Origin of the sequence: Flavobacterium sp. JLP (assembly GCF_015350755.1) — a bacterium.
GTDB lineage: Bacteria > Bacteroidota > Bacteroidia > Flavobacteriales > Flavobacteriaceae > Flavobacterium.
Map to the genome: position 1 here is coordinate 195,152 of NZ_JADKPS010000002.1, position 24,416 is coordinate 219,567.

The window sequence follows — 24,416 nt, forward strand, 5'->3', positions numbered from 1 at the left end:
ACCAAAACAAAACCACAATTAGAATTGATCATAAAATCAATTTTTAGAATCTGTACTTTGAATTAATTCTAAAATCAAAAAATATATATTTTTTAACTTTTACAATAATCCGATTAGATTCTTAAGCATCATTTTGAAATTCTAACATTTCAGATTGACCTTGATAAAAATACCAACTTTATAAACAATTGTATGTTAATAACCCGTTAAACTACGAAAAACAACGTATAAAACTTAAATAAAGCTTAAAAATCAACAATTATTCAAAAGATGAGTTAAGAGATAGAAGAAGTAAAAAAATGTCTTAAAAACGATTTATGAAAGCTGATTTTAATCTATTTATATTATAAAATTTATATTTTTAATAGATTTTATATATAATAATAAATACCAATTAAAATTTAATTTTAAATAATTAAATATAATAATTAGTACGATTAAAAAACTGGGTTACTTTAGCTTAATTTTCTGCTTTTAAAAATCAATTTTAAATCTAATTAATAAATTCAACGTTATAAACAATTTGTTGTTAATAAGCTCTCAGACGCTGTAAAACAAGAGCTAAAACTAAAATTAAGCACTCTGTTCAATGATTTTTTAAAAGATGATTAATGAGTCGGAAGAAGTAAAATCATAGTTTAAAAACGATTTATGAAAGTCGTTTTTAAACTAAAAATTTTATAATTTTATTAATTTCAATAGAAAATATTAATAATAAAAAAAGCGCTTATAAAAAGCGCTTTATCATAGATTCTATTTATTTTACTTCTTTACCATTTCTGATAAAATTTCAATTTCTCTCTCCGAAGTATTTTTGGGAGGATTTGAATATAATTTTAAAATTTCATCATCAAACTGATTTTTGAAACTTGCTTCTTCAATATCTCTCAAATTTAATAATGCTTTAGATCGAACATAAGTTGATTCACTTTTTAAAGACATTGAATATAATTTCTTAATATCTTCTTCTTCAAAATCTGTCGATTTCCAGATGCCATATTTCAAAATAAATTGAGCAAACAACAACGAAGCCTTATTATTATTGATATTCTTCTTTAAAGAATTCTGTAAAAGTGAAAAACTAGTAACATTTTTGATGTTCTCCCCTATTGCGCTTTCAATTGCAATACGTTCTGGTTTGCTTTCAACTTTAAAATATTTGTTGATTTCTTTTAAAGAATTATTAATGCTGTTTTCTTCTTTTTTACCTTTTTCTTCCCAGGCATCTTTAAGTCCAACAGTTTTGTTAAACACTAATTTTGAAGTAGTTGAGTCTTTATCAACAGTGAAATAACCTAAACGTTGAAACTGAAATTTATCCTCATTTTGAGCTGTTGATAAACTTGGTTCAACATATCCAGTAACGATTTCTAACGAATTTGGATTCACAAAATCTAAGAAATTTTTCTCTTTATAACTGTCTGGAGCTTCATCTGTAAACAAACGATCGTATAAACGAACTTCTGCTTCAAGCGCATGTTGAATAGAAACCCAATGTAATGTTCCAGATACTTTTCTTTGGCTTGCTTCTGTTCCGCTTCCGCTTAAAGAATCAGTATCATAAGTAACATGAATTTCTGTAATATTTCCATCAGCATCTTTTATAACAGATTCACCTTTAATGATGTATGCATTTTTAAGACGTACTTCTTTTCCTAATGTCAAACGGAAAAATTTAGCCGGAGCTTCTTCTAAAAAGTCTTCTCTTTCGATGTATAATTCACGAGAAAAAGGTACTTTTCTGAAACCTGCATTTTCATCTTCCTGATTATTTTCAGCTTCTAACCACTCTTCTTTTCCTTCTGGATAATTTGTAATTACCAATTTTACTGGATCTAAAACAGCCATTACACGAGGTGCAATTTTGTTCAAATCTTCGCGAATACAAAATTCTAAAACCGATACATTAATCAAATTATCACGTTTTGCAATACCAATTGTATTGGCAAAATTACGTAAAGAAGCAGCTGTATAACCACGTCTTCTTAACCCTGAAATGGTAGACATTCTAGGATCATCCCAACCGTTAACATGCTTTTCTTTAACTAGTTGCTGTAATTTTCTTTTACTAACAACAGTATGTGATAAGTTACGTCTTGCAAATTCTCTTTGCTTCGGACGCAGTTTATTTTCGTCTAAAATCTGGTCTAAAAACCAATCGTATAATTCACGGTGAGGCAAGAATTCAAGTGTACAAAATGAGTGTGAGATTTCTTCTAAATAATCACTTTGTCCGTGTGCCCAATCGTACATTGGATAAATTTTCCAGGCATCTCCAGTTCTATGATGATGCTTGTGTAAAATTCTGTACATGATAGGATCACGCATCAACATATTGGTTGATTTCATGTCTATTTTTGCACGAAGAATATGTGTACCAGCCTCAAATTCACCGTTTTTCATTCTTTCGAATAAATCTAAATTTTCTTCAACAGAACGATTTCTGTACGGACTATCTGTACCTACAGTTGATGGCGTTCCTTTTTGAATGGCCATATCTTCAGAAGACTGGCTGTCAACATAGGCTTTATCTTTTTTAATTAATAAAACAGCCCAATCATACAATTGTTGAAAGTAATCAGATGCATAACGTTCTTCTGCCCAGATATAACCAAGCCATTCCACATCTTTTTTAATGGCGTCAACAAATTCCTGCTCTTCTTTTTCTGGATTTGTATCGTCAAAACGTAAATTTACAGGTGACTGATAATCAATACCTAAACCAAAATTTAAAGCAATAGAACTAGCGTGTCCAATGTGTAAATAACCGTTTGGTTCTGGTGGAAAACGAAAATGAAGTTTAGTTTGCGAAAGACCTGATTTCAAATCTTCCTCTATGATTTGTTCAATAAAATTGAGTGATTTCTCTTCTGATGCCATTATTTTATAGTAATTTTAGCAAAGATAAAAAAAAGGTTTCAGGTTTCAGGTTTAAAGTTATTTAACTAGCATAAAACCTGAAACTTTAAACGTGAAACAATACAAAAATGGGAGTTATAAAACTAAAAAACATTCGCACTTTTTCATACCATGGATGTTTAATTGAAGAAGGAAAAATAGGATCTGACTATACTGTTGATCTGAAAATTACAACCAATTTACAAAAATCAGCACAAACAGATCATCTTTCAGACACGGTTGATTACGTACATTTAAACAAAATTGTTACTGAAGAAATGGCAATTCGCTCGCATTTATTAGAGCATGTAGCAAAAAGAATCAATATTCGTGTATTAGCTGAAATTGAAACCATACAAAAAACAACAGTTTGGGTTTCTAAAATAAATCCGCCTATTGGTGGTGATGTTGAATCAGTTACTATAAAAATGACTGAAATTAGAAAATAAGTATTCGCAATAAAAACGTAATTTTTTAAAATACTTTACATTAAGCTTTTGAATTTTAAAGATTTTAGTTACTTTTGCCGTCCGTTCAACTACGGCGTCGTGGCCGAGCGGCTAGGCTGGGCTCTGCAAAAGCTCCTACTCCGGTTCGAATCCGGACGATGCCTCTAAAACCTTCAAGGAAACTTGGAGGTTTTTTTTATGTATAATTTTTGTAAAAAATTAGATAAAGATGTAGGTTCGAATCCAGACGATGCCTCAAAAAGAGATACAGAAATGTGTCTCTTTTTTTTGTGCTCATTTTTTCGCAATCTTTTCATTTCGACCGATGGGAGAAATCGCACTCGTATATCGACAAAGATTGGCTATCATAGCTACGGAATTACTTGTGCGATTTCTCCCTTCGGTCGAAATGACAAACTTTGTGTGAATAACTTAGTAAGATTGCTTCGTTCCTCGCAATGACTTATAACCATAAAAAAACCTCTGAAATTCAGAGGCTTAATTTATATTTTTGAGTTATTAACTACTTCTTTTCAATTTTTTCAAAAGCATTTCTAACCATTTCTTTTTCTTTTGGAAACCAGCCTTGCGTTATTAATACAAATCCAAAAACCATCAAAACAATACTAATTCCTTTTTTGATTTTAAGGATATTTGTTGGTGTCATTTTAGATTTTAATTGTTTGGCCAATAATATTTTAAGGCAATCAACTATTAAATAAGTAATAATTACTGAGGCAAAAAAAGTAATCATTCTTGAGTTTTGCATTTCTAATTTTGGTCCTACAGAAATGATAACTGCCAGCCAAAAACCTAGAACTCCAATGTTGATAACGTTCAATAAAAATCCTTTTATAAACAAACTGCCGTAGTTTCTTTTGATGATATCACGATCTATTTCTTCGTCATCAATTTTTTCGTCATTTCGTAATCTTATGAAAGAAATAATGCCATAAGCCAGCATAATTATGCCACCAAAAATAAACAGCGCCGGTTTATCTTTTAAACTCTGAATTAATCTGTAACTTCCTAAATAAGCAATTGCTATAAAAAAAACATCACCTAATACTACACCAAAATCAAAGACAATTGCAGCTCTGAATCCTTTTGTAATACTGGTTTCTAGTAATATAAAAAATACTGGACCCACCATAAAACTTAAGAAAAGTCCCCATGGCAGTCCAGCCAAAATATCATTTATCATTCAAATACAATTTGTTATTTTACTTCTTCGATTTTACCTCCAAAAACTGTTTTTTGATTAATTTGTTTAGGTTTTCCATAAATGTAAATAGAGCCTCCTGCGCTTACTTTGGCATCTACGAGGGTAGAAGCATTTACATCTGCTTTTCCTCCCGCAGAAACGCTGACAGTAGTTTGAGACGTACTTAATTTACTTGCTAAAAGATATCCTCCTGCACCAAGACTTGCATCTTGATTATCTGCTTTACCAGTTAAAGTAATTTCTCCGCCAGAAACTGAGCTTACTTTTAGTTTATTAACATCTAAATCAACGTTAATTTTTCCGCCTTCTTGGGCACTTACTTTTAAAGCAGTTGCTTTAATCGCTTCTGTACTTGAAACATACGCACCTTCATTAACATCTATAAGCTCAATATGTTTGTAATATACGGTAATATCAAGATCATCTCCAGATAATAATTTTGGAAAAGGCATTCTTAATTTTAATAAACCCTGTTTGTTGACAACTTCAACTTCTGATTCTCTTGCTCCTTTAATAACAATTTTATTTTCAGACGACTGAACTAGTTTTACACTTAATTTATCGAATACTTTTACCGAATCAAAATCTCCTAAATCTTTGGTAACCTGACCAAAAGACAACTGTGCAAATAAAATTACAGCTCCTATAATTAACTTTTTCATACTTTTATTTTTTTTAAATTAAACCTTATTCTGCTCGTCGTAAAAAATGAAAATCAAGTTGTTTTTTAACTAAATCTGCATTTTTTACTTTAACATAAATTTCATCTCCTAATTGTAAAATACTATTTGAAGTTGCTCCAACCAAAGCATATTGCTTTTCATCAAAAGTATAGTAATCATCTTTTATTTCTCTGATTCTTACCATTCCCTCGCATTTGTTAGAAACAATTTCAACATAAATTCCCCATTCTGTAACTCCTGAAATAACTCCCAAAAATTCTTCGTCCTGATGATCCTGCATGTATTTAACCTGCATGTATTTAATACTGTCACGTTCAGCGTTTGTCGCTAAACTTTCCATATTCGAACAATGCAGACATTTTGTTTCGTACATTTCTTCATTTACAGAAGCTCCTCCATCTAAATAATATTGCAGCAAACGGTGTACCATAACGTCTGGATAACGACGAATTGGCGATGTAAAATGGCTGTAATAATCAAAAGCTAAACCATAATGTCCAATATTTTCTGTCGAGTATTTGGCCTTGCTCATACTTCTAATCGCAAGAGTATCAATTAAGTTTTGTTCTTTTTTACCGTTAACTTCTTCCATCAAAGCATTCAGTGATTTCGAAATATCGCCTTTGTTACGGAAATCTATTTTATAACCAAATTTAGCAATTACGGTTTGCATCGCAATTAATTTGTCTTCGTTTGGTTCATCGTGAATTCTGTAAACAAATGTTTTCTTTTGTTTTCCAATATATTCAGCTACTTTTCTGTTGGCTAAAAGCATGAATTCTTCAATCAAATGATTCGCATCTTTTGAAACTTTAAAATAAACTCCTTCCGGTTCTCCTTCAGCATCCAAATTAAATTTAACTTCTACTTTATCAAAAGAAATAGCGCCATTCTGCATTCTTTTCTTTCTTAAAATCTTCGCTAATTCATCTAATTTTAAAGTTGCTTCTGTAATTTCATCTGAAACCACATAAGATTCTCCGGTAATTGAAACATCAACAGGAATTGTATTGTCTTTTGTTTCAATGATATATTGTGCTTCTTCATAAGCAAATCGCTGATCTGAATAAATTACTGTTCTTCCAAACCATTGGTTGATAACTTGTGCGGTTGGAGAAACTTCAAATATGGCAGAGAACGTATATTTCTCTTCATTTGGACGCAATGAACACGCAAAATTAGATAAAACTTCCGGAAGCATTGGCACTACTCTATCAACCAAATAAACCGAAGTTGCACGTTGATAAGCTTCATCATCTAAAATTGTTCCTTCTTCCAAATAATATGAAACATCGGCAATGTGAATTCCAATTTCGAAGTTTCCATTTTCTAATTTTTTGAAGGACAAGGCATCATCAAAATCTTTGGCATCTTTTGGATCTATCGTAAACGTAAGCGTATCACGCATATCACGGCGTTTTGCAATCTCAGATTCCTGAATCGAAGTATCTATTTTTTGTGCAAATACCTCTACTTCTACCGGAAAATCTGCCGGTAAACCATATTCAGCTAAAATGGCGTGAATCTCAGTATTGTGTTCTCCAGGTTTTCCTAAAACTTTAATTACAGATCCAAACGGACTGTCAGCTCTTTTTGGCCAGTCTTCAATCGTAACCAAAACAACATCACCATTCTCTGCTTCTCCAATTTTATCTTTCGGAATAAAAATATCCGTATACATTTTAGGATTCGCAGTAGAAACAAAAGCAAAATTTGCCTGAATGTCAATAACTCCAACAAATTCTGTTTTATTTCTTTCTATAACTTCAATTACTTCACCTTCAGGTCTTTTTCCTTTTCTTCGGTTATAAACGTAAACTTTTACTTTGTCTTTGTCTAACGCACGATTCAAATTATTCGTCGGAATAAAAACATCTTCAGTAAAATCAGGACAAATAAAATAGGCCGTCTTTCTGCTGGTCATATCTATTGTTCCTTCGTAATAATCCTGGCTTTCAGCTTTTACTAAATATTTGCCAGGTTCTGTCTCTATAATCTTCTTTGAAGCAGCCAGAATTTTTAAATCTTTTATAATCTGATTTCTGCTTTTCGTATCATCAAGTTCTAACTTTGCTCCTATCTGCTTATAATTGAATGATTTATTAGGGCTTTGCGATAAAATTTTTACTATCTTACTAGAGAAATCTTTCTCATTATTTATCGGCTTTCTAATTTTCTTACTCATATATCTTTTCTTAAAGGTTTAAAATTACAAATAAGATATCAGATAATAGATTTTAACAATTAGAATTATTAAAAATATAACTTTTCGTACATTTACAAAAAGACTCTATATGGAAAGCTTTAAAACCATTGCAGTATTCAATTATACGCACGAAACCGTCGTTCTGAAACACTTATTAGAGCAAGAAGAGATTCCGTATTTTTTTGAAAATGAAATAACGCTTTCTGTTGCTCCAATGTATTCGGCGGCCTTGGGTGGCATCAAACTCAAAGTTCACCCAAACGATTTCGAAGAAGTACAGCAAATTTTAGACAGTCTAAACAATCCACTCAAAATCGTTTAAATCGTTTCTTTTTTCTTCTCAAAAATTTTTTTTTCCTTTTTCAACTTTCAAAGTTGTCAACATATATTAAATACAACAAAAAAGAAATTTTAAATTTAATTAATTTTTGATGGTTATTATAGCTTGTTAATATGTCGAATAATTTTATTTTTAAATGTATTGAAATGAAGTTTTGCTTAGTTATATAGAGTTATCAACATACTTATATTTAGTTAAAGGATTAATTTTTAAGCCTTTTTCATTTTTAATTAACAACGGTTGACAACCAAATTTGAGTTCATTTTGTAGATAAGTTCATATCTCGATTTTTGTTGAAAATGACATTTTTGATATTGATAACTTTTCTAAAAATTCATGAAAGTTTATTAGGTTTTTTCATTCCAGTTTTGGATTAGGTTTTTTTTCGACACAACCAAAAAAAACTTCTAATTTTCTATCCGAACTTATCAACAAATAATGTTAATTTAAAGTTAACTGAATATCAACGAATTAGCATTTGGTATTAACATTCTAAAATTTTAACAAAATCCATGCTTATTATTTATTGATTATGAGATACTTATAAAGTTATTGATAATGTTAATAAGTGTCAATGATTTGATAGTAAGACTATTGTGAAATATGATTTTTTTCCCACCAATTCCCTATATCTTCTAATTTTAATTTGAATATAAAATGTGTTTTTAAATGTTTACAAAGAAAACAATTAGTACATATTCGTGAAATTCTTAGCGAACTTTTTTATAATTAATGTGTGGCTGCAAATTTCTTTGGTTAAATTTGCAAAACACAACTTAATAGTATTAAAAATGAAAATTTCGATAGGAAACGACCACGCAGGACCGGATTATAAAAAAGCAATTGTTGCAATGCTTAAAGCAAAAGGATATGAAGTAACCAATTACGGAACAGATTCTGAAGATTCTGTTGATTATCCTGATTTTGGACATCCAGTTGCGAATGATGTGTCTGAGGGAAAAGCTGATTTTGGAATTGTCATCTGCGGAAGCGGCAACGGAATTGCCATGACTGTAAACAAACATCCAAAAGTTAGAGCTGGCTTATGCTGGACTAAAGAAATTGCATATTTAACACGCCTGCATAACGATGCGAATATTGTGAGTATTCCGGCGCGCTTCACTTCTATTCCGCAAGCGGTAGAAATTGTTGAAACGTTTTTAACTACTGCATTTGAAGGCGGAAGACACCAAAATAGAGTGAATAAAATTGCTTGTTCGTAAAGAGTAAAAAAAATCGGGTGCTTCGCACCTAAGAAATAGTAAACCGGGCGGATTTTTTAATTCATCCGGTTTTTTGTTTAATAATCTTAAAGTCAGTTGCTTAATAAAAAATTAAAATACCTCTTAGGAGTTATTAACATTGTGAATATCTATATTTTATCCGTTAATTTAAGATAAATCAAAACGGCCTGAATCAAAAGAATTATTATGAATTTGATGATAAAGGAAGTCTTGCTTGTTTTATGCCTAAACAAAAACATTGCTGTTAATAAGCCTATTGTGCCGCCAATTGCTTCCAGAAAAAACAATGTATTCTCAGGAATTCTCCGCTTATTTTTTCGGGCTTGATATTTATCGTATCCAGCAAGAACGAATAGGATGATATTTATAAATAAAAAATAAAATAATAAAACTTTCATTGGCTTAAAATTGAAACAAAGATATTATTTTAGCCGAATGATTAATGAATTTGTTTCTGTATTTTAACAAGTAAATTATATCATTTTATAACAAGAATTTATTTCATTAAAAGTATGACTAATATTCAATTCATTGCCAAGTCTGTTCAAACAGCAGCGATCAACATTCAAAACACGGTTAAATTATTAGAAGAAGATTGTACGATTCCGTTTATCTCTCGTTACCGAAAAGATACAACCGGAAATCTTGACGAAGTTCAAATCGAGCAGATTGCAAAACTTCAAAAAGAATACGAAACACTTGTAAAACGTAAAGAAGCAGTTCTTAAATCTATTGAAGAGCAAAAAGCACTTACTCCAGATTTGAAGCAGAAAATCGAACAAAGTTTTGATTTGCAGGAAATTGAAGATTTTTACCTTCCATACAAAAAGAAGAAAAAAACAAAAGCAGATGTCGCGCGCGAATTTGGTTTAGAGCCTTTAGCAAAAATCATTATGTCTGAAAATGATGTTGATGTCGATTTTATTTCGACACAATACATTAATGAAAATGTTATAAATGAAGAAGCAGCAATTCAAGGTGCCAGAGATATTATTGCCGAATGGATTAACGAGAATATTTACGTTCGTAAACAATTGCGTCGTTTATTTAATAGGAAAGCGACAATAGGAACTAAAGTAGTAAAAAAGAAAAGCGAAGAAGAAGGCGCACAAAAATTCAGTCAATATTTTGATTGGGAAGAACCTTTGACAAAAGCACCCTCACATCGATTATTAGCCATGCTTCGTGCAGAAAACGAAGGTTATGTAAAGTTGAAAGTTGATGTTGATATTGATGAAGCATACGATATTATTGATGAAATAATCATTAAAAAACAAAACAGCACGACGGCTCATTTGCAATTAGCAATCGAAGACAGTTATAAAAGATTATTGAATCCAGCGATTGGAAATGAAACTTTGCAGGAAGCAAAAGCAAAAGCCGATGCTAATTCAATTCAGGTTTTTGCTAACAACTTGGGACAGTTATTACTGGCTCCGCCTTTGGGCGAAAAAAGAATCTTAGCAATTGACCCAGGATTTAGAAGTGGCTGTAAAGTAGTTTGCTTGGATGAAAAAGGCGATTTGTTATACAACGAAACGATTTATCCACATGCGCCTCAAAATGAAGAAGCAATGGCGATTAAAAAAATCCGTTCGATGGTAAATGCTTATCAAATTGATGCTATTTCTATCGGTAACGGAACAGCTTCGCGCGAAACTGAATTTTTCATAAAAAAAATTGCGTTCGACAAACCGCTGCAAGTTTTTATCGTTTCTGAGGCCGGAGCCTCTGTTTATTCGGCTTCAAAAATTGCGCGAGAAGAATTTCCAAATTATGATGTAACCGTTCGTGGATCAGTTTCGATCGGAAGACGACTTTCAGATCCATTGGCAGAATTGGTAAAAATTGACCCAAAAGCAATTGGAGTAGGACAATACCAGCACGATGTTGACCAGACTAAACTAAAAGAAGAATTGGATAACACCGTAATTCGCTGCGTAAACTCGGTTGGAATTAACATCAACACCGCAAGTAAACATTTACTGAGTTATGTGAGTGGAATAGGAGAGAAGCTGGCTGAAAATATTGTACAATACCGTTCAGAAAACGGTCCGTTTGAGGACAGAAAACAGCTGAAAAAAGTGCCTCGCCTAGGCGAGAAAGCGTATCAGCAAGGCGCGGCATTTATCAGAATTTCGAATGCAAAAAATCCGCTGGATAATTCGGCAGTGCATCCAGAGGCTTATCCGGTTGTAGAGAAGATGGCGAAAGATTTGAAACTTTCAGTAAACGACTTAATTGCGAACAAAGAGAAAACAGCGCTTATTAAGGCAGAAAATTATATTACACCTGAAATTGGTTTGCTTACGCTGAAAGACATCATAAAAGAGCTTGAAAAACCCGGATTAGACCCAAGAAAGTCGGCAAAGGTTTTTGAGTTTGATGCAAACGTAAAATCGATCAAAGATTTGAAAACCGGAATGATATTGCCTGGAATTGTGAATAACATTACCAACTTTGGCTGTTTTGTTGATATCGGAATCAAAGAAAGCGGATTGGTTCATATTTCGCAATTGAAAGCTGGTTTTGTCAGCGATGTAAACGAAGTGGTTAAATTACACCAACATGTTGATGTTAAGGTTACAGAAGTCGATGAAGATAGAAAGAGAATTCAGTTGACTATGGTTTTGTAGAAAATCCTAATTTTTAAATTCCAAATTCCAACTTTGGAATTAAACATAAAAAAAACTCCCAAACGAAAATAGTAGTTTGGGAGTTTTTATTTTTAGGATTATTTCAAAATCACCTTTTTGGTGACGCTTTTAAAATCATCATTGGCTATTTTTATAAAATAAATTCCTGGAGCATAATGAGCTAAATTTATTTCTGTAGTTTCTGAAGTTGTTTTTTGTTGAAGGATAACATTTCCTAAGATAGAAATTACTGAAATAGTTGATTGCTGAGGTGCGTTAACTGTAATTCGATCAGCACTCGGATTTGGAAAAAGCGTAACAGTAGATTTTTCAATATTAAAATGATCATTAGACAGATTGGCATTTAATGGTAAATAGAAATTACCTGTTAACAAAAAGGAGTATAATGTTTTTAGGGTATGATTAAAATAACTGTTTGGTTCGTTTAAGTTTTTTAAATCAAGGTAAGAAGCATCTAAATGTGTTTGATTTTCTCCTCCCATAGCGGCGCAGGCAAACGCGCCTACAAAAGTAGCATTGTGCCATTGTCCGCTTAAAGATCCGTCCTGATTGTAACCGTCTTTTATATTTAAAGATCCGCCTAGATTGACACGCACAAAATCCGAAGATTTTTTAGAATACGTTTTTGCATCTGCAGTCCCGTACCATAAATAATCTACCGCAATGCGCCAAGGAGTTCTTGCAGCGTCGTACGAATAGGTTTTTCCTCCTTTATTATAACCGCCTGCTTGCGAAGAATAAGCTCCTGAAGCTTCACACCAGTCTGAAACTAAACCACCCACAGCATTGTTTACAGTAAGATTGTTGTTGATAATGGTATATGATTTTGCAGCAACTGAATTCCAAAAAGCGGTGTCATTTGTAAAAGTTCCGAATACTCTGTAATAAGCAGGCGAAAAATAAGATGGATTGGTAATTTGGCTTCCGCCGAATTGATCTCCAGGCTTTAGAACAAATGTATTAGCCTCTATTTCGTGCGCCTTAATTGCAGCGATTAAGGTATTGGCATCATTTTTATAATTAATAGTTCCGGCACTTGCCCATTGAAAATCGGCAACGATAAGTGCAAAAGCAACATCTAGTTCGGCATCAGTTGCGCCATTTGCGCCATTAATTCCTGAACAGCCGTTGATTTTCCAATTCATAACACCATTTGCATTCACATTGTCTTTGTAGTAAAGCCAAAGACCATCAAAAAGAGTTTTGTCGGCAGCATAAACCGCTAGAAGCATTCCGTATCCAATTCCTTCAGAGACGGTTTGATTTGGGTCATCAAACTTAACTCGAAATCGGCCATTGCTGCAGGCTTCTACAAAATTGGTTTTCCAAAGGTCGTAGTTGTTTTTGGCATCCTGGCTGTTTTTAGAACTAGCCATCAAGCCATTGGCAAAGGAAATATTTGCCGGAAAGGGTTGCTTTTGTGCGTTACTTTTGAGGCACAAAAAGGCAACAGTAATCAGAAGTAGGTTTTTCATAATTATTGTTAATTGATTTAGGGACTCTAAAAGTAGGTTATTTTACACAAATAAAAAAAAACCCCAAACTGCATTTGCAGTTTGGGGTTAATAATAAGGTTATAAATACTTATTTAATTTCTTCCTCTTCTTTTTTAACAGGAGGTACAGGTGCAGTTTGATCGTCTTTAGCAGCGTTCTTGAATTCTTTGATTCCGCTTCCTAAACCTTTCATTAATTCTGGAATTTTTTTACCTCCAAAAAGTAATATCACAATACCTACTATTACGAGGATTTCTGTAAGACCTAATCTTCCCATGGTTGTATATTTAATGCCGAAGCAAATTGTTTTTCTAATTTTAAGCAAAGGTATATAGAAATATACGAACAAAAAGTGTTTTTGGATTAAAATATTTGATTCTGGTCACGTTAAATATTTTATAAAATCGTAAATTAAGCGGATTGGTTAAAATTTATCGAGCATCAACAAGACGATTAATTATTATATTTGCTCGTATAAAGAACCAAAATGGCCAAGAAAAAACATGATTTCAGAAAAAAATTATTCAACAAAAACCGGCTGGTAATTTTGAATGAAAATACTTTTGAAGAAATTTTCTCTTTCAAACTCAACCTTATGAATGTTTTTGTTGTCTTTTCTTTAGGCGGGATCTTCTTAATTTTAATCACCACTTTTATTATTGCTTTTACGCCTTTGCGGGAATTTATTCCGGGATATTCTTCTTCTGAATTGAAAAAAAATGCAACCAAACTAGCCATAAAATCAGATTCGCTAGAAACAGCCTTAAAGAAAAACGAAGCGTATATTCATGGCATTCAGAAGGTCTTGAGAGGCGAACTGGATTACGCAAAATTTAATAAAGATTCTATTTTAGCAGATACAGAAGAGCATTCAGGCTTAAAAATGAACGCTTCTGAAGAAGAAATTAAATTAAGAGAAGAAGTTGGAAAAATAGAGAAGGAGCCGGGCGAAAAAGTGCCAAGTAAAAACAAAACCAACAAAAAATAATACCACAGCAAATGTCGATTAAATCTGTAGCTGCAAAATTATTTGCCAGCAAAATATATTACAAAACGCTTGCCTGGTCGAATAAACCAGTTGAAACGCAGCAAAAAGTTTTTAAGAGTTTAATAAAAAGCGCAAAAGAAACTCAGTTTGGTGCAGATCATCATTTTAGTAAAATAAAAAATGTTGAAGATTTTCAAAAAAATGTTCCGGTAAGAGATTATGAGGATTTAAAACATTACATCGAAAAAGTGGTCAAAGGTGAAGAAAACATTCTATGGAAAGGAAAACCGCTTTATTTTGCAAAGACTTCAGGCACAACTTCGGGGGCAAAATTTATTCCGCTAACGAAAGAATCAATGCCGCATCATATAGAAGCCGCGCGAAATGCGATTTTACATTATATTCATGAAACTGGTAATGCCGATTTTGTTGACGGAAAAATGATTTTTTTGCAAGGAAGCCCTATTCTGACTGAAAAATACGGAATTAAATTTGGACGACTTTCTGGAATCGTAGCGCATTTTGTACCTAAATATTTGCAGCGAAACAGAATGCCATCTTGGGAAACCAATTGTATTGATGATTGGGAAACTAAAGTTGATGCCATTGTCGACGAAACGATAAAAGAAGACATGTCTGTTATTTCTGGAATTCCGTCTTGGGTTCAGATGTATTTTGAACGTTTGCAGCAAAAAAGCGACGGAAAAAAGATTGGCGAAATATTCAAAAACTTTAATTTGTTTATTTACGGAGGTGTTAATTACGAGCCATACCGCGCTAAGTTCGAAAACATGATTGGCAGAAAAGTAGACAGCATAGAATTGTTTCCGGCTTCTGAAGGTTTTTTTGCGTATCAGTCCCGAAATTTTGGGATCAAAAACGAAGAAGGAATGCTGCTGTTATTGAATTCGGGTATTTTCTACGAGTTTATAAAAGCAGATGAATTTTTTGAAAAAAAACCAAAAGTGCTGACCATTGGAGAAGTAGAAATAGGTATAAATTATGTTTTGATTATTTCTACAAATGCTGGGCTTTGGCGTTATAATATTGGAGACACGGTTCAGTTTACAACTTTATTTCCGCATCGTGTTATCGTTTCTGGCCGAATCAAACATTTCATTTCTGCTTTTGGAGAACATGTTATAGCCAACGAAGTCGAAAAAGCACTGAAAGAAGCAACTCAGGGAACCAAAATTGTAATAAACGAATTTACTGTAGCACCACAAATAAATCCGTCAAGCGGATTGCCGTATCACGAATGGTTTGTAGAATTTGAAAATGAACCTGAAAATTTCGACGCCTTCGCGGAAGCGATTGACGACTCAATGCGAAAGCAAAACATTTATTACGACGATTTAATAACAGGAAATGTTTTGAGAAAAGTAGTGGTAACCAAAGTTTCTAAAAATGGATTTCAAGAGTATATGAAATCGCAGGGAAAATTGGGCGGACAAAATAAAATTCCGAGATTATCGAATGATAGGAAGATTGCGGATAATTTGAAGTAAGAAAAAGAAGAGAATATGAATTATTCAAATTGTCAATCCTAATTTGAAATAAACGTTATAATTAAATCACATTTTTAGTTTTCGATTGAAATAATAGTAATATTTCCTAATTTCGTTTAATTAAAACACTTAGATTATCTTCTCGACAAGAAGATTTTTAAAATAAAAATACATGAAAGAAACCAAACATATATCAAGATCTAGAGCACAGGAATCATCTGCAGCGATAGAAAGAATGTACATTACAATGCGCCACTTATTCAACCGCGGTTTTTATAAGCCAATGGGAGTTTCGGGCGATGGCTTAAGAGAATCATTATTGGCATTGCGCCCAGAAATCTACGGAAATATAGGAGAAGAAAAAGTAGAGTTAAACGGACTTTTGTATGTTATAGAAAGACTTCCGATAGGAATCGAACAATGCCGTTTTATCAATTTAACTTCGGATGAAGGTTATTCTAAATCGCATTTTCAGGCAATTGTTCCTCCAAAAAGAAGAAGAAATTGTTACCGAATTGACGAAGAACAAATGAATGTCGAAATCACGCGCGGGCGATCTGACATTTACGATATTCTGACGCATTTGACTTTTATTTTCATCGAATCCCATAAAATTAAAAATAGAGTTTTACTAGACGACGGAGGCGAAGTTTCGCGTGACTGGCTTAAATTAGAACAAGCCGTAATGCAGACGAAAAAATTGTCTTTAATAGAAAAAGAAAAAGCAATTTCGCACGTTGCCAATATCTTAGCAAGAACTTTTGAAGAGGTTTTAGATATTTACGACGCTTTTGGATCTGAAAATGCACCAGACCGTTTCCTGCACGTTATTTATTGGTTAGGAAAACTAGCCATCGAAGAAGTGATTGAAAACAATAAAAGAACAATAACATTCAGTCCCGTTTTAAGAGAACGTTTAGGACACCATATTCACGGTGAAATTTGGGCAACAAATATCAAGGAAGTTTTAAAAGCTAATGATCTTTTAAAGCGGCCAATTCATGTTATTAGTGCGAACATGCACAGTGTCATGAATTCGATTTTTGCTACTCCTTTATTAACATCAAAATTCAAAGGCAAATCAGATTTCTTTATTTATGAAGAATTAAGCAAATCTGGCGCAAAAGACACCAGAGCTGTTGTTGAAGAAGTGGCGTTGAAAAACGGAATGATTTCAATATTAGATACATCAGGAACAAACATCGATGTTCAGATTTTTGATACTGCAAAAATTGACTGGACAAAAACCGCATTTCCAAAAGCAGCACTTGACGAGAACAAACCTGTTATTATCGTAATGGATTATGCCTTTGGAGAACAAGCATACGAAACAATCGACGAGCTTTTAAAACCATATAAAAAAGAAACTTTATTGAATGTTCAATCTGTCTCTATAATGGGTAAGGCTGGAATTTTAGAAGGCGGAAAAGGCGATATTATGATTCCGTCGGCACATATAAATGAAGGAACTGCAGATAATTATTTCTTCGAAAATGAACTTACAGGCGCTATGTTTGAAGGAAACGACATTGCCGTTTTTGAAGGCGCAATGGTTACTGTTTTAGGAACTTCTTTGCAAAACAGAGATTTGCTGAAATTCTTTCACGAATCGACTTGGGGCGTAATTGGTCTTGAAATGGAAGGTTCTTATTATCAAAAAGCGATTCAATCGGCATCAAAAATTAGAAAAAGCGTACCGCATGATATTAAAGTTCGTTATGCATATTATGCTTCAGATAATCCTCTTGAAACCGGAAGTACATTAGCTTCTGGCGGATTAGGAACAACTGGCGTAAAACCAACGTATTTGATTACCATTAAAATTTTAGAACAAATTTTCAACGTAAAATAACCAATAAATGAGTACAAAAGTACCCCATAACAACTCCGATCAGGAAATTGATATTTTTCAGCTTTCAAGAAGTATTGGTAATTTTTTCGAGCGCGTTAGCAGATCTGTTTTTCGAGCAATTCAGTTTTTTATTCGAAACTGGATTATCGCGCTGATTCTAGTTGTTTTAGGGTTTAGTTTAGGCTGGTATTTAGATTCGAATAAAAAATCATTTCAGAATCAAGTTATTGTAACGCCAAATTTTGAAAGTGTTGATTATTTATACGCCAAAATCGATTTGATACAATCTAAAATTGTTTCTGGAGACACGGCTTTTCTTAAAAATGTAGTTGGAATTTCGCATCCAAAAACAATCAGAAAAATCGAAATCAAGCCAATTCCTGACGTTTATAAATTTATCGAAGACAAAGAACAAAACTTCGAACTGATAAAAATAATGGCTGAGGTTGGCGAGGTAAAAAAGGTTTTAGAAGATAATGTTACAAGCAAAAACTATACTTTTCATACCATCTCTTTTATTTCAAATCAGCTAGCAAACGAAAAAGAAGTTGTTGATCCGCTGTTGAAATTCTTAAACAATTCGACCTATTATGCTGAAATTCAAAAAATTGGATATAAAAATTTAGAACGCGAAATTGCACAAAACGACACGATAATTGCTCAGATTGATAATGTTTTGAATGGCTTTTCGAATACAGTAAAAAACGGTTCTAAAAACGAAAAACTGGTTTATTACAATGAAAATCTGCAACTCAACGACATTATAAAAACCAAACAAAAACTGGTTCTTGAACAAGGAAAAAACCGAATTAAATTAATCACTTTTGGTAAGATTATCAAAGAGATTAATTCGACGCTTAACATAAATGAAAATAAAACTGTAAACGGAAATTTCAAAATTTGGCTGCCGCTTTTCTTTATTTTGATTTTTATTTTGACTTATCTTTTCAAGAAATTTTATCGCAAACAACTTGCAATTTCAAATGCAAATCAACTTTAAAAACAATTGAAAACCATTCTTATTTTCAAAAGATTTTCTCAAAATCCGTTTTTAAGACAAAGTTTTAACACCTTGTTTTTAAGAATTTTAGGAGTTCTTTTGTTATTTGGTTTTACAGTTTTTCTAACAAAATCATATAGTCCAAAATTGGTTGGGCAATATGATTTTGTTCGTTCTTTTCTTCTCTCCATCGGAAGCATTTGCCTGCTGGGTTTTGATCAGTCTATTTTATATTTTAAAGGAAAACTGGCAAGTCAGGGTGCGCTGGAAGAATTGAAAAATATATATATCAAAATGCTGGGAATGCTTTTTTTTACTTCCGTTTTAGCATTGCTGATTATTGCCCTTTTAAGCAAAGAATTAATTAACAATTATTTTGCGGATCAGCAGGTATATTCGATTTTATTAAAAGGCGCCGCAACCTTGTTTTTCTACGGAATTTCGACTTTAAATACAGAAATTTTCAGAGCTTTAGATAAATTATATGTTGCCGAATTGTTTCGGAATATCTTGAAATATATTCCTTTAATTATAGGCTCAATTTTGCTTTTTTATTGGCACGAAGAAACCTATTTGGTGGATGTTTTTTTACTCGGATTTGTTTTTCTTTCGGTTATAAGTTCCGTTTTTGTTTTTCTTTATTTTAATAAAACAGAAACCGTGAATAAACTTGAAAAATTTTCTCATAAAGAAGTTTTTTTAAAATCATATCCAATTGCGATAAGCGGTATGGCGATGTTTTTATTGATGAGTTTCGATATTATGTTTTTGAAAAAATACCGGAATGATGAAACAGTTGCCTTTTATTCTGTCGGCGTTAAAGTGATGACGATTGTTTCAGTTATTATTTTGACCATAAATATTACAGTTTCGGCTAAAATTGCGGAGTATTTTTCAAGTCATAATAAAACAGAATTAGTTAAGATGCTTAGAAATAGCGCGCGATTAATCTTCGGAATAACATTTCCTGTAATTTTATTAATCAGTTTTTCTTCTGAACATGTTTTATCTTTTTTCGGACATCAATATATAGTCGCAAAACAAGCTTTTTTAATTTTGATAATTGGCCAGGGAGTTTGTTCTGCATTTGGTTCAGCGCCAGTTTATTTGAATATGACTGGAAGACAGCATATTTTTCAGGTTATTTTAATGGTGGCTGTTTTGCTTAATTTTGTTTTAAACCGATTTTTAATTCCAGAATACGGAATGATCGGAGCGGCGATTGCGTTTGTTTCGAGTTCGCTTTTTTGGAATATAGTTGCCGCTATTGTTATTTATCAAAAAGACCGAATCAAAATTTTTTTACATTAAGAATCAATTTAAAATGCAAAACAAGATTAAAAAAAGTACAGCAGCATTTTGGCTTATTGCCTCAGCCAATTTGGTTGTAGCATTTGCTGCCTATTTTGTTTTGCCTCCCAAGTTTTTTTACGACGCTGCAATTATAGCGTATGATAAAGGAAATGAAATAGGTTATTTTGGAAGTTATCCGCTTACGATTTTATTGTATAAAATTTCAGGTTTGCGTTATTTGCCTTTTCCGGTAATTGCCTTAATACAATTTCCGATTTTGATGTTTGTTTTATATAAAATCGGAATTCCAGATAACTTCGAAAAAATAAATATCAAGAACATTCTGGTTTATATGGGTATTTTGATGATAGCTATTTTTATGTCAATGCCTTCAAAAGAGTTTATTACGTTTTTGTATGTATCTCCAATTGTTTTCTTGTGCTTAAACGATCAAATTTCACTAAAGAAAACAATTGTATACGTTGTTCTTTTATTGTTGATTTTTGGCGCGTTTTATCGCCCATATTATGCTTTGATTCCAATTATTGGAGGCGGCATGTACTTGGTAAGCCGGGTAACTTTTAAAAACAAAACCGTAACCACCATTTTTTATGGTTTATTAATTGCTGTTTTTTTATCTTTCAGTCACGGAATTATAAAAGGGAAATACCTTTCAGAAATTAGCCGAGAAGTGGTAAACAGCGACCGAGTAGGTTCTGCAGATGCCAATTCGATAATTATTTCGCCCGTAAAAACAGATACTTGGTACGGAGAAATTGTTGGTATTTTTTATGGATTTTTCACTGTTAATGTTCCGGTAAACGGATTAAAACATATCTTTTCTCCTCAAATCATTACCTTTATAATCTGGCAGCTTTTCTTGTTTTATATTTTGCTGGTTCGTTTTTCAAAATGTTTAAAAGAAAGAAAAAGATATCCAAAAGAACTTTTAATTTTACTGATTATCTTTTCGTTTTTTATTGTACAAGGCGTTTTTGAACCCGATTTAGGAACCGCCGTTCGTCATAAAATTGGTATTTTTCCATTAATTTATTTTGCGTTATACTATGAATATTTCCGAAAAGAACTTCAATAAAATATTCAATGTTTTCTTGTGTGTGATTGCGATTGCAATGATTTTTAGAAAACCGTGTTCGCTTTTTATTATTTTTTTTGGGGTTTTTAGCTTGATTTTCTTCAAAAAACTAAAATTTAATAAAACTTCATTCATTTTAATTGTTTGTATTGCCTCACCAATTTTGTTGGAATTATTGCTTTTTTGGAATAACGATTCGTTCTCAAAAGGACTAAAAGCAATAGAAAAAAGTATCTCTTTATTATTATTTCCCATTTTTATTATTGGGAATTATCAGCGTGTAAATTTTTTGAAAACGGCTCAGATTTATTACATCGTAACAACTATTATAATGTTGTTTTTCTTGATTCGATTTAATGTTGTTTATCCGGAGTTAAGTGCAAAATATTTTAACGGAATTGATTTGTTCGAAATAGGATATAAGTTTGCAGACAGCATTGGTATTCATGCTCCGGCGTTAAACATGCATTTGGCATTTGTTTCTGTCTGTGCGCTGTATTTTGTTTTTTACAGCTTTCATAACAATGAAAAAACGGCAATTAAAATGTTGCGTTTTGTCATTTTTCTTTTGTCATTTTTCTTTGTTCTTTTCGTAAATACACGAATGGCTTTAATGAATGTCTTGGCAGGATTTATAATTGTTTTCTTTTTTGAATTTAAAACAAAATTCAACTTAAAAAAGATGGCAATAGCAAGTGGAACGGTACTAATGTTATTAAGTGGTATTTTGTTTTTCTATGTAAAGGAAAATCCATACATGAAAGAAAAATATTCGACGGCGACTTTTGCTTATATGGATAAAGTTGGAAAACTAGATGAAATTGATCATCCTGAAATTAAAGTTTACAATTCACTGGTAACGCGAGTTTCAATCTGGAAATCAGCTTGGGAATTATCAGTTAAAAATCTTCCTTTTGGAGTTGGTGCATCTGATGGAAAACCAGAATTAAACAAATATTACAAGCAGACCAATCAAAAATTTTTAGCAAAATACGAATTTCCGACACACAATCAGTTTCTCGATTTTTTATTAAAGTTTGGAATTCTGGGACCAATTGTAGCGTTGCTTTACATGTTAACTATTGGCTATCTGGGCTATGATCTCAAAAATGCGATTATACTTTCGTTCTTTCTGATCTTTTTCACGTCAAATTTAACCGATGATTTTTTGCTTCGTTTCGACGGAATTGCCTTTAGCGGTTTGTGGTCATCGATTTTTGCAAGCTATTGGCTTCAGCAAAAAACTACTTCTGGTAAAGTTCCAGAAGCTGTTTAAAATTTTTGTTTTTATCGAATAAATCTTCGCATCTTTTTAAAGCATTTTTACCGAAAGAAATTCGGTTTTTCTCATCGCTTAAAACTTTAAAATAGTCATTTAATTTCTCAATTTCATCAAATAAAAATCCGGTTTGATTGTGAACGACGACATCTTTATTGCCAATAATATTAGTTGCAATTATAGGCTTTTCTAAAACCATTGCTTCTAAAACGGCAATTGGCAAACCTTCCCAAAGAGAAGTCTGAAGGTAAATATCAATCGAATTCAAATTTTTAAAAACAGTATTTTTATCTAAGATCCAGCCCGTAACCTTAATATTAGGAGCTGTAATGAAAGGATTTAATTCGCCATCGCCAATCCAAAGAAAATTATAATCAGGAAATCGTAATGCAATTTCGTTAAACAATTTAGGATTTCTTGCAGCTGTAATTCTGCCCACAATTCCGATAGTCAATTTTGTATTTTGATGAGGTAAAAAATGTCTTCTAATTTCACTAATATCAACTCCATTTCGAATTAATTTTGAAGGTCCTATTTTTTGCGCGATTTCAAATTCGGTATCGCCACAGGCAACGATTGTTCCTCCAAAAAAACGTTGAAAATTTTTTTCGATTCCCGCATATAATTTTTTTGAAGAGTTAGAAATATCAGTTCTTAGAAAAGCATAACCGTGCGGCGTGTAAAAAATTTTCTTTTTTCTGAATAGAAAAAAATATGCGATTCGGCCTAAAACTCCAGCTTTAGATGAATGAAGATGAATAACATCTGGATTGATTTTTTTGAGTTCTTTTCTCAATTTCAAAATCGATTTTAAATCTTGAAAAGGAGCAATTTCGCGAACCATACTAATATGAACCAAAGGAACGTTTGGAGAAAAATCAGCTTTTATTTGTGTCGGGTTCACGCCATTTCTGTGACCACTATAAATAATAGCAGTTGTTGCAGTTTTGGCAATTTCTTCATTCCCAAAGAAAGTAGACAAATCTTTAAAATAAGTATAAACGCCGCCCTCAAGTGCTTCAACAACATGTACAACTCTCAAAACAAATAAAATTTAGTTTTGTAAAAGTAGAATAAACCAATTGATAATAAATTAAAAATTTTAACCCTGTATTTTAGTAAAATTTTTAGCGAATTTAAAAGGTCAGATATTTTAGTACATTTGTGGATATTTGCAGCGAATATCAAAAACAAAGGTTCAAGAAAATCATTATGAAAAGAATACTTATTACCGGAGCGGCGGGTTTTTTAGGATCACATTTGTGCGATCGTTTTATCAAAGAAGGTTATTATGTTATCGGAATGGATAATTTGATCACTGGCGATCTTAAAAACATTGAACATTTATTCAAATTAGAACATTTTGAGTTTTATCATCACGACATTACGAAATTTGTTCATGTTCCTGGTGATTTAGATTATATATTGCATTTTGCTTCGCCTGCAAGTCCGATCGATTATTTAAAAATTCCGATTCAAACTTTAAAAGTCGGATCATTAGGAACGCATAATTTATTAGGTTTGGCAAGAGTTAAAAAAGCGAGAATTTTGATAGCTTCAACTTCAGAAGTTTACGGAGATCCATTGGTTCATCCTCAAACCGAAGAATATTACGGAAACGTAAATACAATTGGGCCAAGAGGAGTTTATGATGAAGCCAAACGTTTTCAGGAATCTATCACAATGGCATATCATACTTTTCACGGTGTAGAAACAAGAATCGTTCGTATTTTTAATACTTACGGACCAAGAATGCGTTTAAATGACGGACGTGTAATTCCTGCTTTTATTGGTCAGGCGCTTCGTGGAGAAGATTTAACAATTTTTGGAGACGGAATGCAAACGCGTTCTTTCTGCTATGTTGATGATCAGGTAGAAGGTATTTTTAGATTACTGCATTCAGATTATGTGTATCCGGTAAATATTGGAAATCCAGACGAAATTACAATTAAAGATTTTGCAGAAGAAATCATTAAACTTACAGGTACAAACCAGAAAGTAGTATATCATCCGTTGCCAATAAACGATCCGCTGCAACGCCAGCCAGACACTACAAAAGCTAAAGAATTATTAGGCTGGGAAGCAAAAGTGAGCCGTTCTGAAGGAATGAAAATCACCTATGATTATTTTAGATCACTTTCTAAAGAAGAGCTTTCAAAAGAAGAGCATAAAGATTTTTCGAGTTACATAAAATAGCAGCTG

At 32.4% G+C, this 24,416-nt stretch carries 20 protein-coding genes and 1 tRNA gene; 13 read left to right on the plus strand and 8 right to left on the minus strand.

The window, feature by feature from the left end:
* Positions 1-762: 762 nt before the first annotated feature.
* Positions 763-2,880, minus strand: coding sequence for a glutamine--tRNA ligase/YqeY domain fusion protein (locus IRZ83_RS06275; RefSeq protein WP_194567572.1), 2,118 nt, complete (start codon positions 2,878-2,880; stop codon positions 763-765).
* Positions 2,881-2,987: 107 nt separating this feature from the next.
* On the opposite strand from IRZ83_RS06275, the gene folB reads away from it, so the two are divergent.
* Together folB and IRZ83_RS06285 are read left to right on the plus strand one after the other, a co-directional pair.
* Positions 2,988-3,347, plus strand: coding sequence for a dihydroneopterin aldolase (gene folB, locus IRZ83_RS06280; RefSeq protein ID WP_029271340.1), 360 nt, complete (start codon positions 2,988-2,990; stop codon positions 3,345-3,347).
* A 93-nt stretch (positions 3,348-3,440) separates the two neighbouring features.
* A tRNA-Cys gene (locus tag IRZ83_RS06285) sits at positions 3,441-3,511 on the plus strand.
* 359 nt (positions 3,512-3,870) lie between these two features.
* On the opposite strand, the gene IRZ83_RS06290 is transcribed toward IRZ83_RS06285, so the two are convergent.
* Genes IRZ83_RS06290 through rnr form a run of 3 tightly spaced genes read right to left on the minus strand, consistent with a single transcriptional unit; the run spans position 3,871 to position 7,440 of the window.
* The gene (locus tag IRZ83_RS06290) at positions 3,871-4,551 is read right to left on the minus strand and encodes a LysE family translocator (RefSeq protein ID WP_029271341.1); all 681 of its coding nucleotides are present in this window, start codon (positions 4,549-4,551) and stop codon (positions 3,871-3,873) included.
* A 14-nt stretch (positions 4,552-4,565) separates the two neighbouring features.
* Positions 4,566-5,234 (minus strand): head GIN domain-containing protein, encoded by a 669-nt coding sequence (locus IRZ83_RS06295; RefSeq protein ID WP_194567574.1) that lies wholly within the window; start codon positions 5,232-5,234, stop codon positions 4,566-4,568.
* Between the two features lie 25 nt (positions 5,235-5,259).
* Entirely contained in the window at positions 5,260-7,440 is a 2,181-nt protein-coding gene (gene rnr, locus IRZ83_RS06300; protein ID WP_029271347.1) for a ribonuclease R, read from the minus strand.
* A gap of 109 nt (positions 7,441-7,549) precedes the next feature.
* On the opposite strand from rnr, the gene IRZ83_RS06305 reads away from it, so the two are divergent.
* Together IRZ83_RS06305 and rpiB are read left to right on the plus strand one after the other, a co-directional pair.
* On the plus strand, positions 7,550-7,783 hold the full coding sequence (locus IRZ83_RS06305; protein WP_029271348.1) for a DUF2007 domain-containing protein: 234 nt from the start codon (positions 7,550-7,552) through the stop codon (positions 7,781-7,783).
* Positions 7,784-8,592: 809 nt separating this feature from the next.
* Positions 8,593-9,024 (plus strand): ribose 5-phosphate isomerase B, encoded by a 432-nt coding sequence (gene rpiB, locus IRZ83_RS06310; RefSeq protein WP_029271350.1) that lies wholly within the window; start codon positions 8,593-8,595, stop codon positions 9,022-9,024.
* Between the two features lie 149 nt (positions 9,025-9,173).
* Here the strand turns inward: rpiB and IRZ83_RS06315 are convergent, their stop codons facing one another.
* Positions 9,174-9,443, minus strand: a complete 270-nt coding sequence (locus IRZ83_RS06315; protein WP_029271351.1) for a DUF1294 domain-containing protein — start codon at positions 9,441-9,443, stop codon at positions 9,174-9,176.
* A gap of 114 nt (positions 9,444-9,557) precedes the next feature.
* Here IRZ83_RS06315 and IRZ83_RS06320 point away from each other — a divergent pair, with 114 nt between their 5' ends.
* A complete protein-coding gene (locus tag IRZ83_RS06320) occupies positions 9,558-11,681 on the plus strand; it encodes a Tex family protein (RefSeq protein ID WP_194567576.1) in 2,124 nt (707 codons plus the stop codon).
* A 98-nt stretch (positions 11,682-11,779) separates the two neighbouring features.
* On the opposite strand, the gene IRZ83_RS06325 is transcribed toward IRZ83_RS06320, so the two are convergent.
* Together IRZ83_RS06325 and IRZ83_RS06330 are read right to left on the minus strand one after the other, a co-directional pair.
* A complete protein-coding gene (locus tag IRZ83_RS06325; RefSeq protein ID WP_194567578.1) occupies positions 11,780-13,177 on the minus strand; it encodes a glycosyl hydrolase family 8 in 1,398 nt (465 codons plus the stop codon).
* Positions 13,178-13,286: 109 nt separating this feature from the next.
* Positions 13,287-13,475 (minus strand): twin-arginine translocase TatA/TatE family subunit, encoded by a 189-nt coding sequence (locus IRZ83_RS06330; RefSeq protein WP_029271357.1) that lies wholly within the window; start codon positions 13,473-13,475, stop codon positions 13,287-13,289.
* Positions 13,476-13,685: 210 nt separating this feature from the next.
* On the opposite strand from IRZ83_RS06330, the gene IRZ83_RS06335 reads away from it, so the two are divergent.
* The 7 genes from IRZ83_RS06335 to IRZ83_RS06365 all read left to right on the plus strand — a co-directional run bounded on the left by IRZ83_RS06335 (position 13,686) and on the right by IRZ83_RS06365 (position 22,211).
* On the plus strand, positions 13,686-14,186 hold the full coding sequence (locus tag IRZ83_RS06335; protein ID WP_194567580.1) for a peptidase: 501 nt from the start codon (positions 13,686-13,688) through the stop codon (positions 14,184-14,186).
* 11 nt (positions 14,187-14,197) lie between these two features.
* Positions 14,198-15,694 (plus strand): GH3 auxin-responsive promoter family protein, encoded by a 1,497-nt coding sequence (locus IRZ83_RS06340; RefSeq protein WP_194567582.1) that lies wholly within the window; start codon positions 14,198-14,200, stop codon positions 15,692-15,694.
* Between the two features lie 172 nt (positions 15,695-15,866).
* Positions 15,867-17,546, plus strand: a complete 1,680-nt coding sequence (locus tag IRZ83_RS06345) for a DUF6909 family protein (RefSeq protein ID WP_029271362.1) — start codon at positions 15,867-15,869, stop codon at positions 17,544-17,546.
* 7 nt (positions 17,547-17,553) lie between these two features.
* A complete protein-coding gene (locus tag IRZ83_RS06350; RefSeq protein WP_194567584.1) occupies positions 17,554-18,546 on the plus strand; it encodes a hypothetical protein in 993 nt (330 codons plus the stop codon).
* A 6-nt stretch (positions 18,547-18,552) separates the two neighbouring features.
* Entirely contained in the window at positions 18,553-19,857 is a 1,305-nt protein-coding gene (locus IRZ83_RS06355) for an MATE family efflux transporter (protein WP_228515124.1), read from the plus strand.
* 13 nt (positions 19,858-19,870) lie between these two features.
* Positions 19,871-20,935, plus strand: a complete 1,065-nt coding sequence (locus IRZ83_RS06360; protein ID WP_194567586.1) for a hypothetical protein — start codon at positions 19,871-19,873, stop codon at positions 20,933-20,935.
* The gene (locus IRZ83_RS06365) at positions 20,907-22,211 is read left to right on the plus strand and encodes an O-antigen ligase family protein (RefSeq protein ID WP_194567588.1); all 1,305 of its coding nucleotides are present in this window, start codon (positions 20,907-20,909) and stop codon (positions 22,209-22,211) included. Before IRZ83_RS06360 ends, IRZ83_RS06365 begins: the two co-directional genes overlap by 29 nt.
* Here IRZ83_RS06365 and IRZ83_RS06370 read toward each other — a convergent pair.
* Positions 22,180-23,256 (minus strand): glycosyltransferase, encoded by a 1,077-nt coding sequence (locus IRZ83_RS06370; RefSeq protein WP_194567590.1) that lies wholly within the window; start codon positions 23,254-23,256, stop codon positions 22,180-22,182. The genes IRZ83_RS06365 and IRZ83_RS06370 overlap by 32 nt on opposite strands.
* Positions 23,257-23,426: 170 nt before the next feature.
* Between IRZ83_RS06370 and IRZ83_RS06375 the strand changes: the two genes are divergently transcribed.
* The gene (locus IRZ83_RS06375; RefSeq protein WP_029271371.1) at positions 23,427-24,410 is read left to right on the plus strand and encodes a UDP-glucuronic acid decarboxylase family protein; all 984 of its coding nucleotides are present in this window, start codon (positions 23,427-23,429) and stop codon (positions 24,408-24,410) included.
* The last annotated feature ends 6 nt before the right edge of the window (positions 24,411-24,416 follow it).

What these genes read in the sequence shown, in the direction of transcription:
- IRZ83_RS06275 (WP_194567572.1), bottom strand. Translation starts at nt 2,880, where the DNA reads ATGGCATCAGAAGAGAAATCACTCAATTTTATTGAACAAATCATAGAG.
- folB (WP_029271340.1), top strand. Translation starts at nt 2,988, where the DNA reads ATGGGAGTTATAAAACTAAAAAACATTCGCACTTTTTCATACCATGGA.
- IRZ83_RS06290 (WP_029271341.1), bottom strand. Translation starts at nt 4,551, where the DNA reads ATGATAAATGATATTTTGGCTGGACTGCCATGGGGACTTTTCTTAAGT.
- IRZ83_RS06295 (WP_194567574.1), bottom strand. Translation starts at nt 5,234, where the DNA reads ATGAAAAAGTTAATTATAGGAGCTGTAATTTTATTTGCACAGTTGTCT.
- rnr (WP_029271347.1), bottom strand. Translation starts at nt 7,440, where the DNA reads ATGAGTAAGAAAATTAGAAAGCCGATAAATAATGAGAAAGATTTCTCT.
- IRZ83_RS06305 (WP_029271348.1), top strand. Translation starts at nt 7,550, where the DNA reads ATGGAAAGCTTTAAAACCATTGCAGTATTCAATTATACGCACGAAACC.
- rpiB (WP_029271350.1), top strand. Translation starts at nt 8,593, where the DNA reads ATGAAAATTTCGATAGGAAACGACCACGCAGGACCGGATTATAAAAAA.
- IRZ83_RS06315 (WP_029271351.1), bottom strand. Translation starts at nt 9,443, where the DNA reads ATGAAAGTTTTATTATTTTATTTTTTATTTATAAATATCATCCTATTC.
- IRZ83_RS06320 (WP_194567576.1), top strand. Translation starts at nt 9,558, where the DNA reads ATGACTAATATTCAATTCATTGCCAAGTCTGTTCAAACAGCAGCGATC.
- IRZ83_RS06325 (WP_194567578.1), bottom strand. Translation starts at nt 13,177, where the DNA reads ATGAAAAACCTACTTCTGATTACTGTTGCCTTTTTGTGCCTCAAAAGT.
- IRZ83_RS06330 (WP_029271357.1), bottom strand. Translation starts at nt 13,475, where the DNA reads ATGGGAAGATTAGGTCTTACAGAAATCCTCGTAATAGTAGGTATTGTG.
- IRZ83_RS06335 (WP_194567580.1), top strand. Translation starts at nt 13,686, where the DNA reads ATGGCCAAGAAAAAACATGATTTCAGAAAAAAATTATTCAACAAAAAC.
- IRZ83_RS06340 (WP_194567582.1), top strand. Translation starts at nt 14,198, where the DNA reads ATGTCGATTAAATCTGTAGCTGCAAAATTATTTGCCAGCAAAATATAT.
- IRZ83_RS06345 (WP_029271362.1), top strand. Translation starts at nt 15,867, where the DNA reads ATGAAAGAAACCAAACATATATCAAGATCTAGAGCACAGGAATCATCT.
- IRZ83_RS06350 (WP_194567584.1), top strand. Translation starts at nt 17,554, where the DNA reads ATGAGTACAAAAGTACCCCATAACAACTCCGATCAGGAAATTGATATT.
- IRZ83_RS06360 (WP_194567586.1), top strand. Translation starts at nt 19,871, where the DNA reads ATGCAAAACAAGATTAAAAAAAGTACAGCAGCATTTTGGCTTATTGCC.
- IRZ83_RS06365 (WP_194567588.1), top strand. Translation starts at nt 20,907, where the DNA reads ATGAATATTTCCGAAAAGAACTTCAATAAAATATTCAATGTTTTCTTG.
- IRZ83_RS06375 (WP_029271371.1), top strand. Translation starts at nt 23,427, where the DNA reads ATGAAAAGAATACTTATTACCGGAGCGGCGGGTTTTTTAGGATCACAT.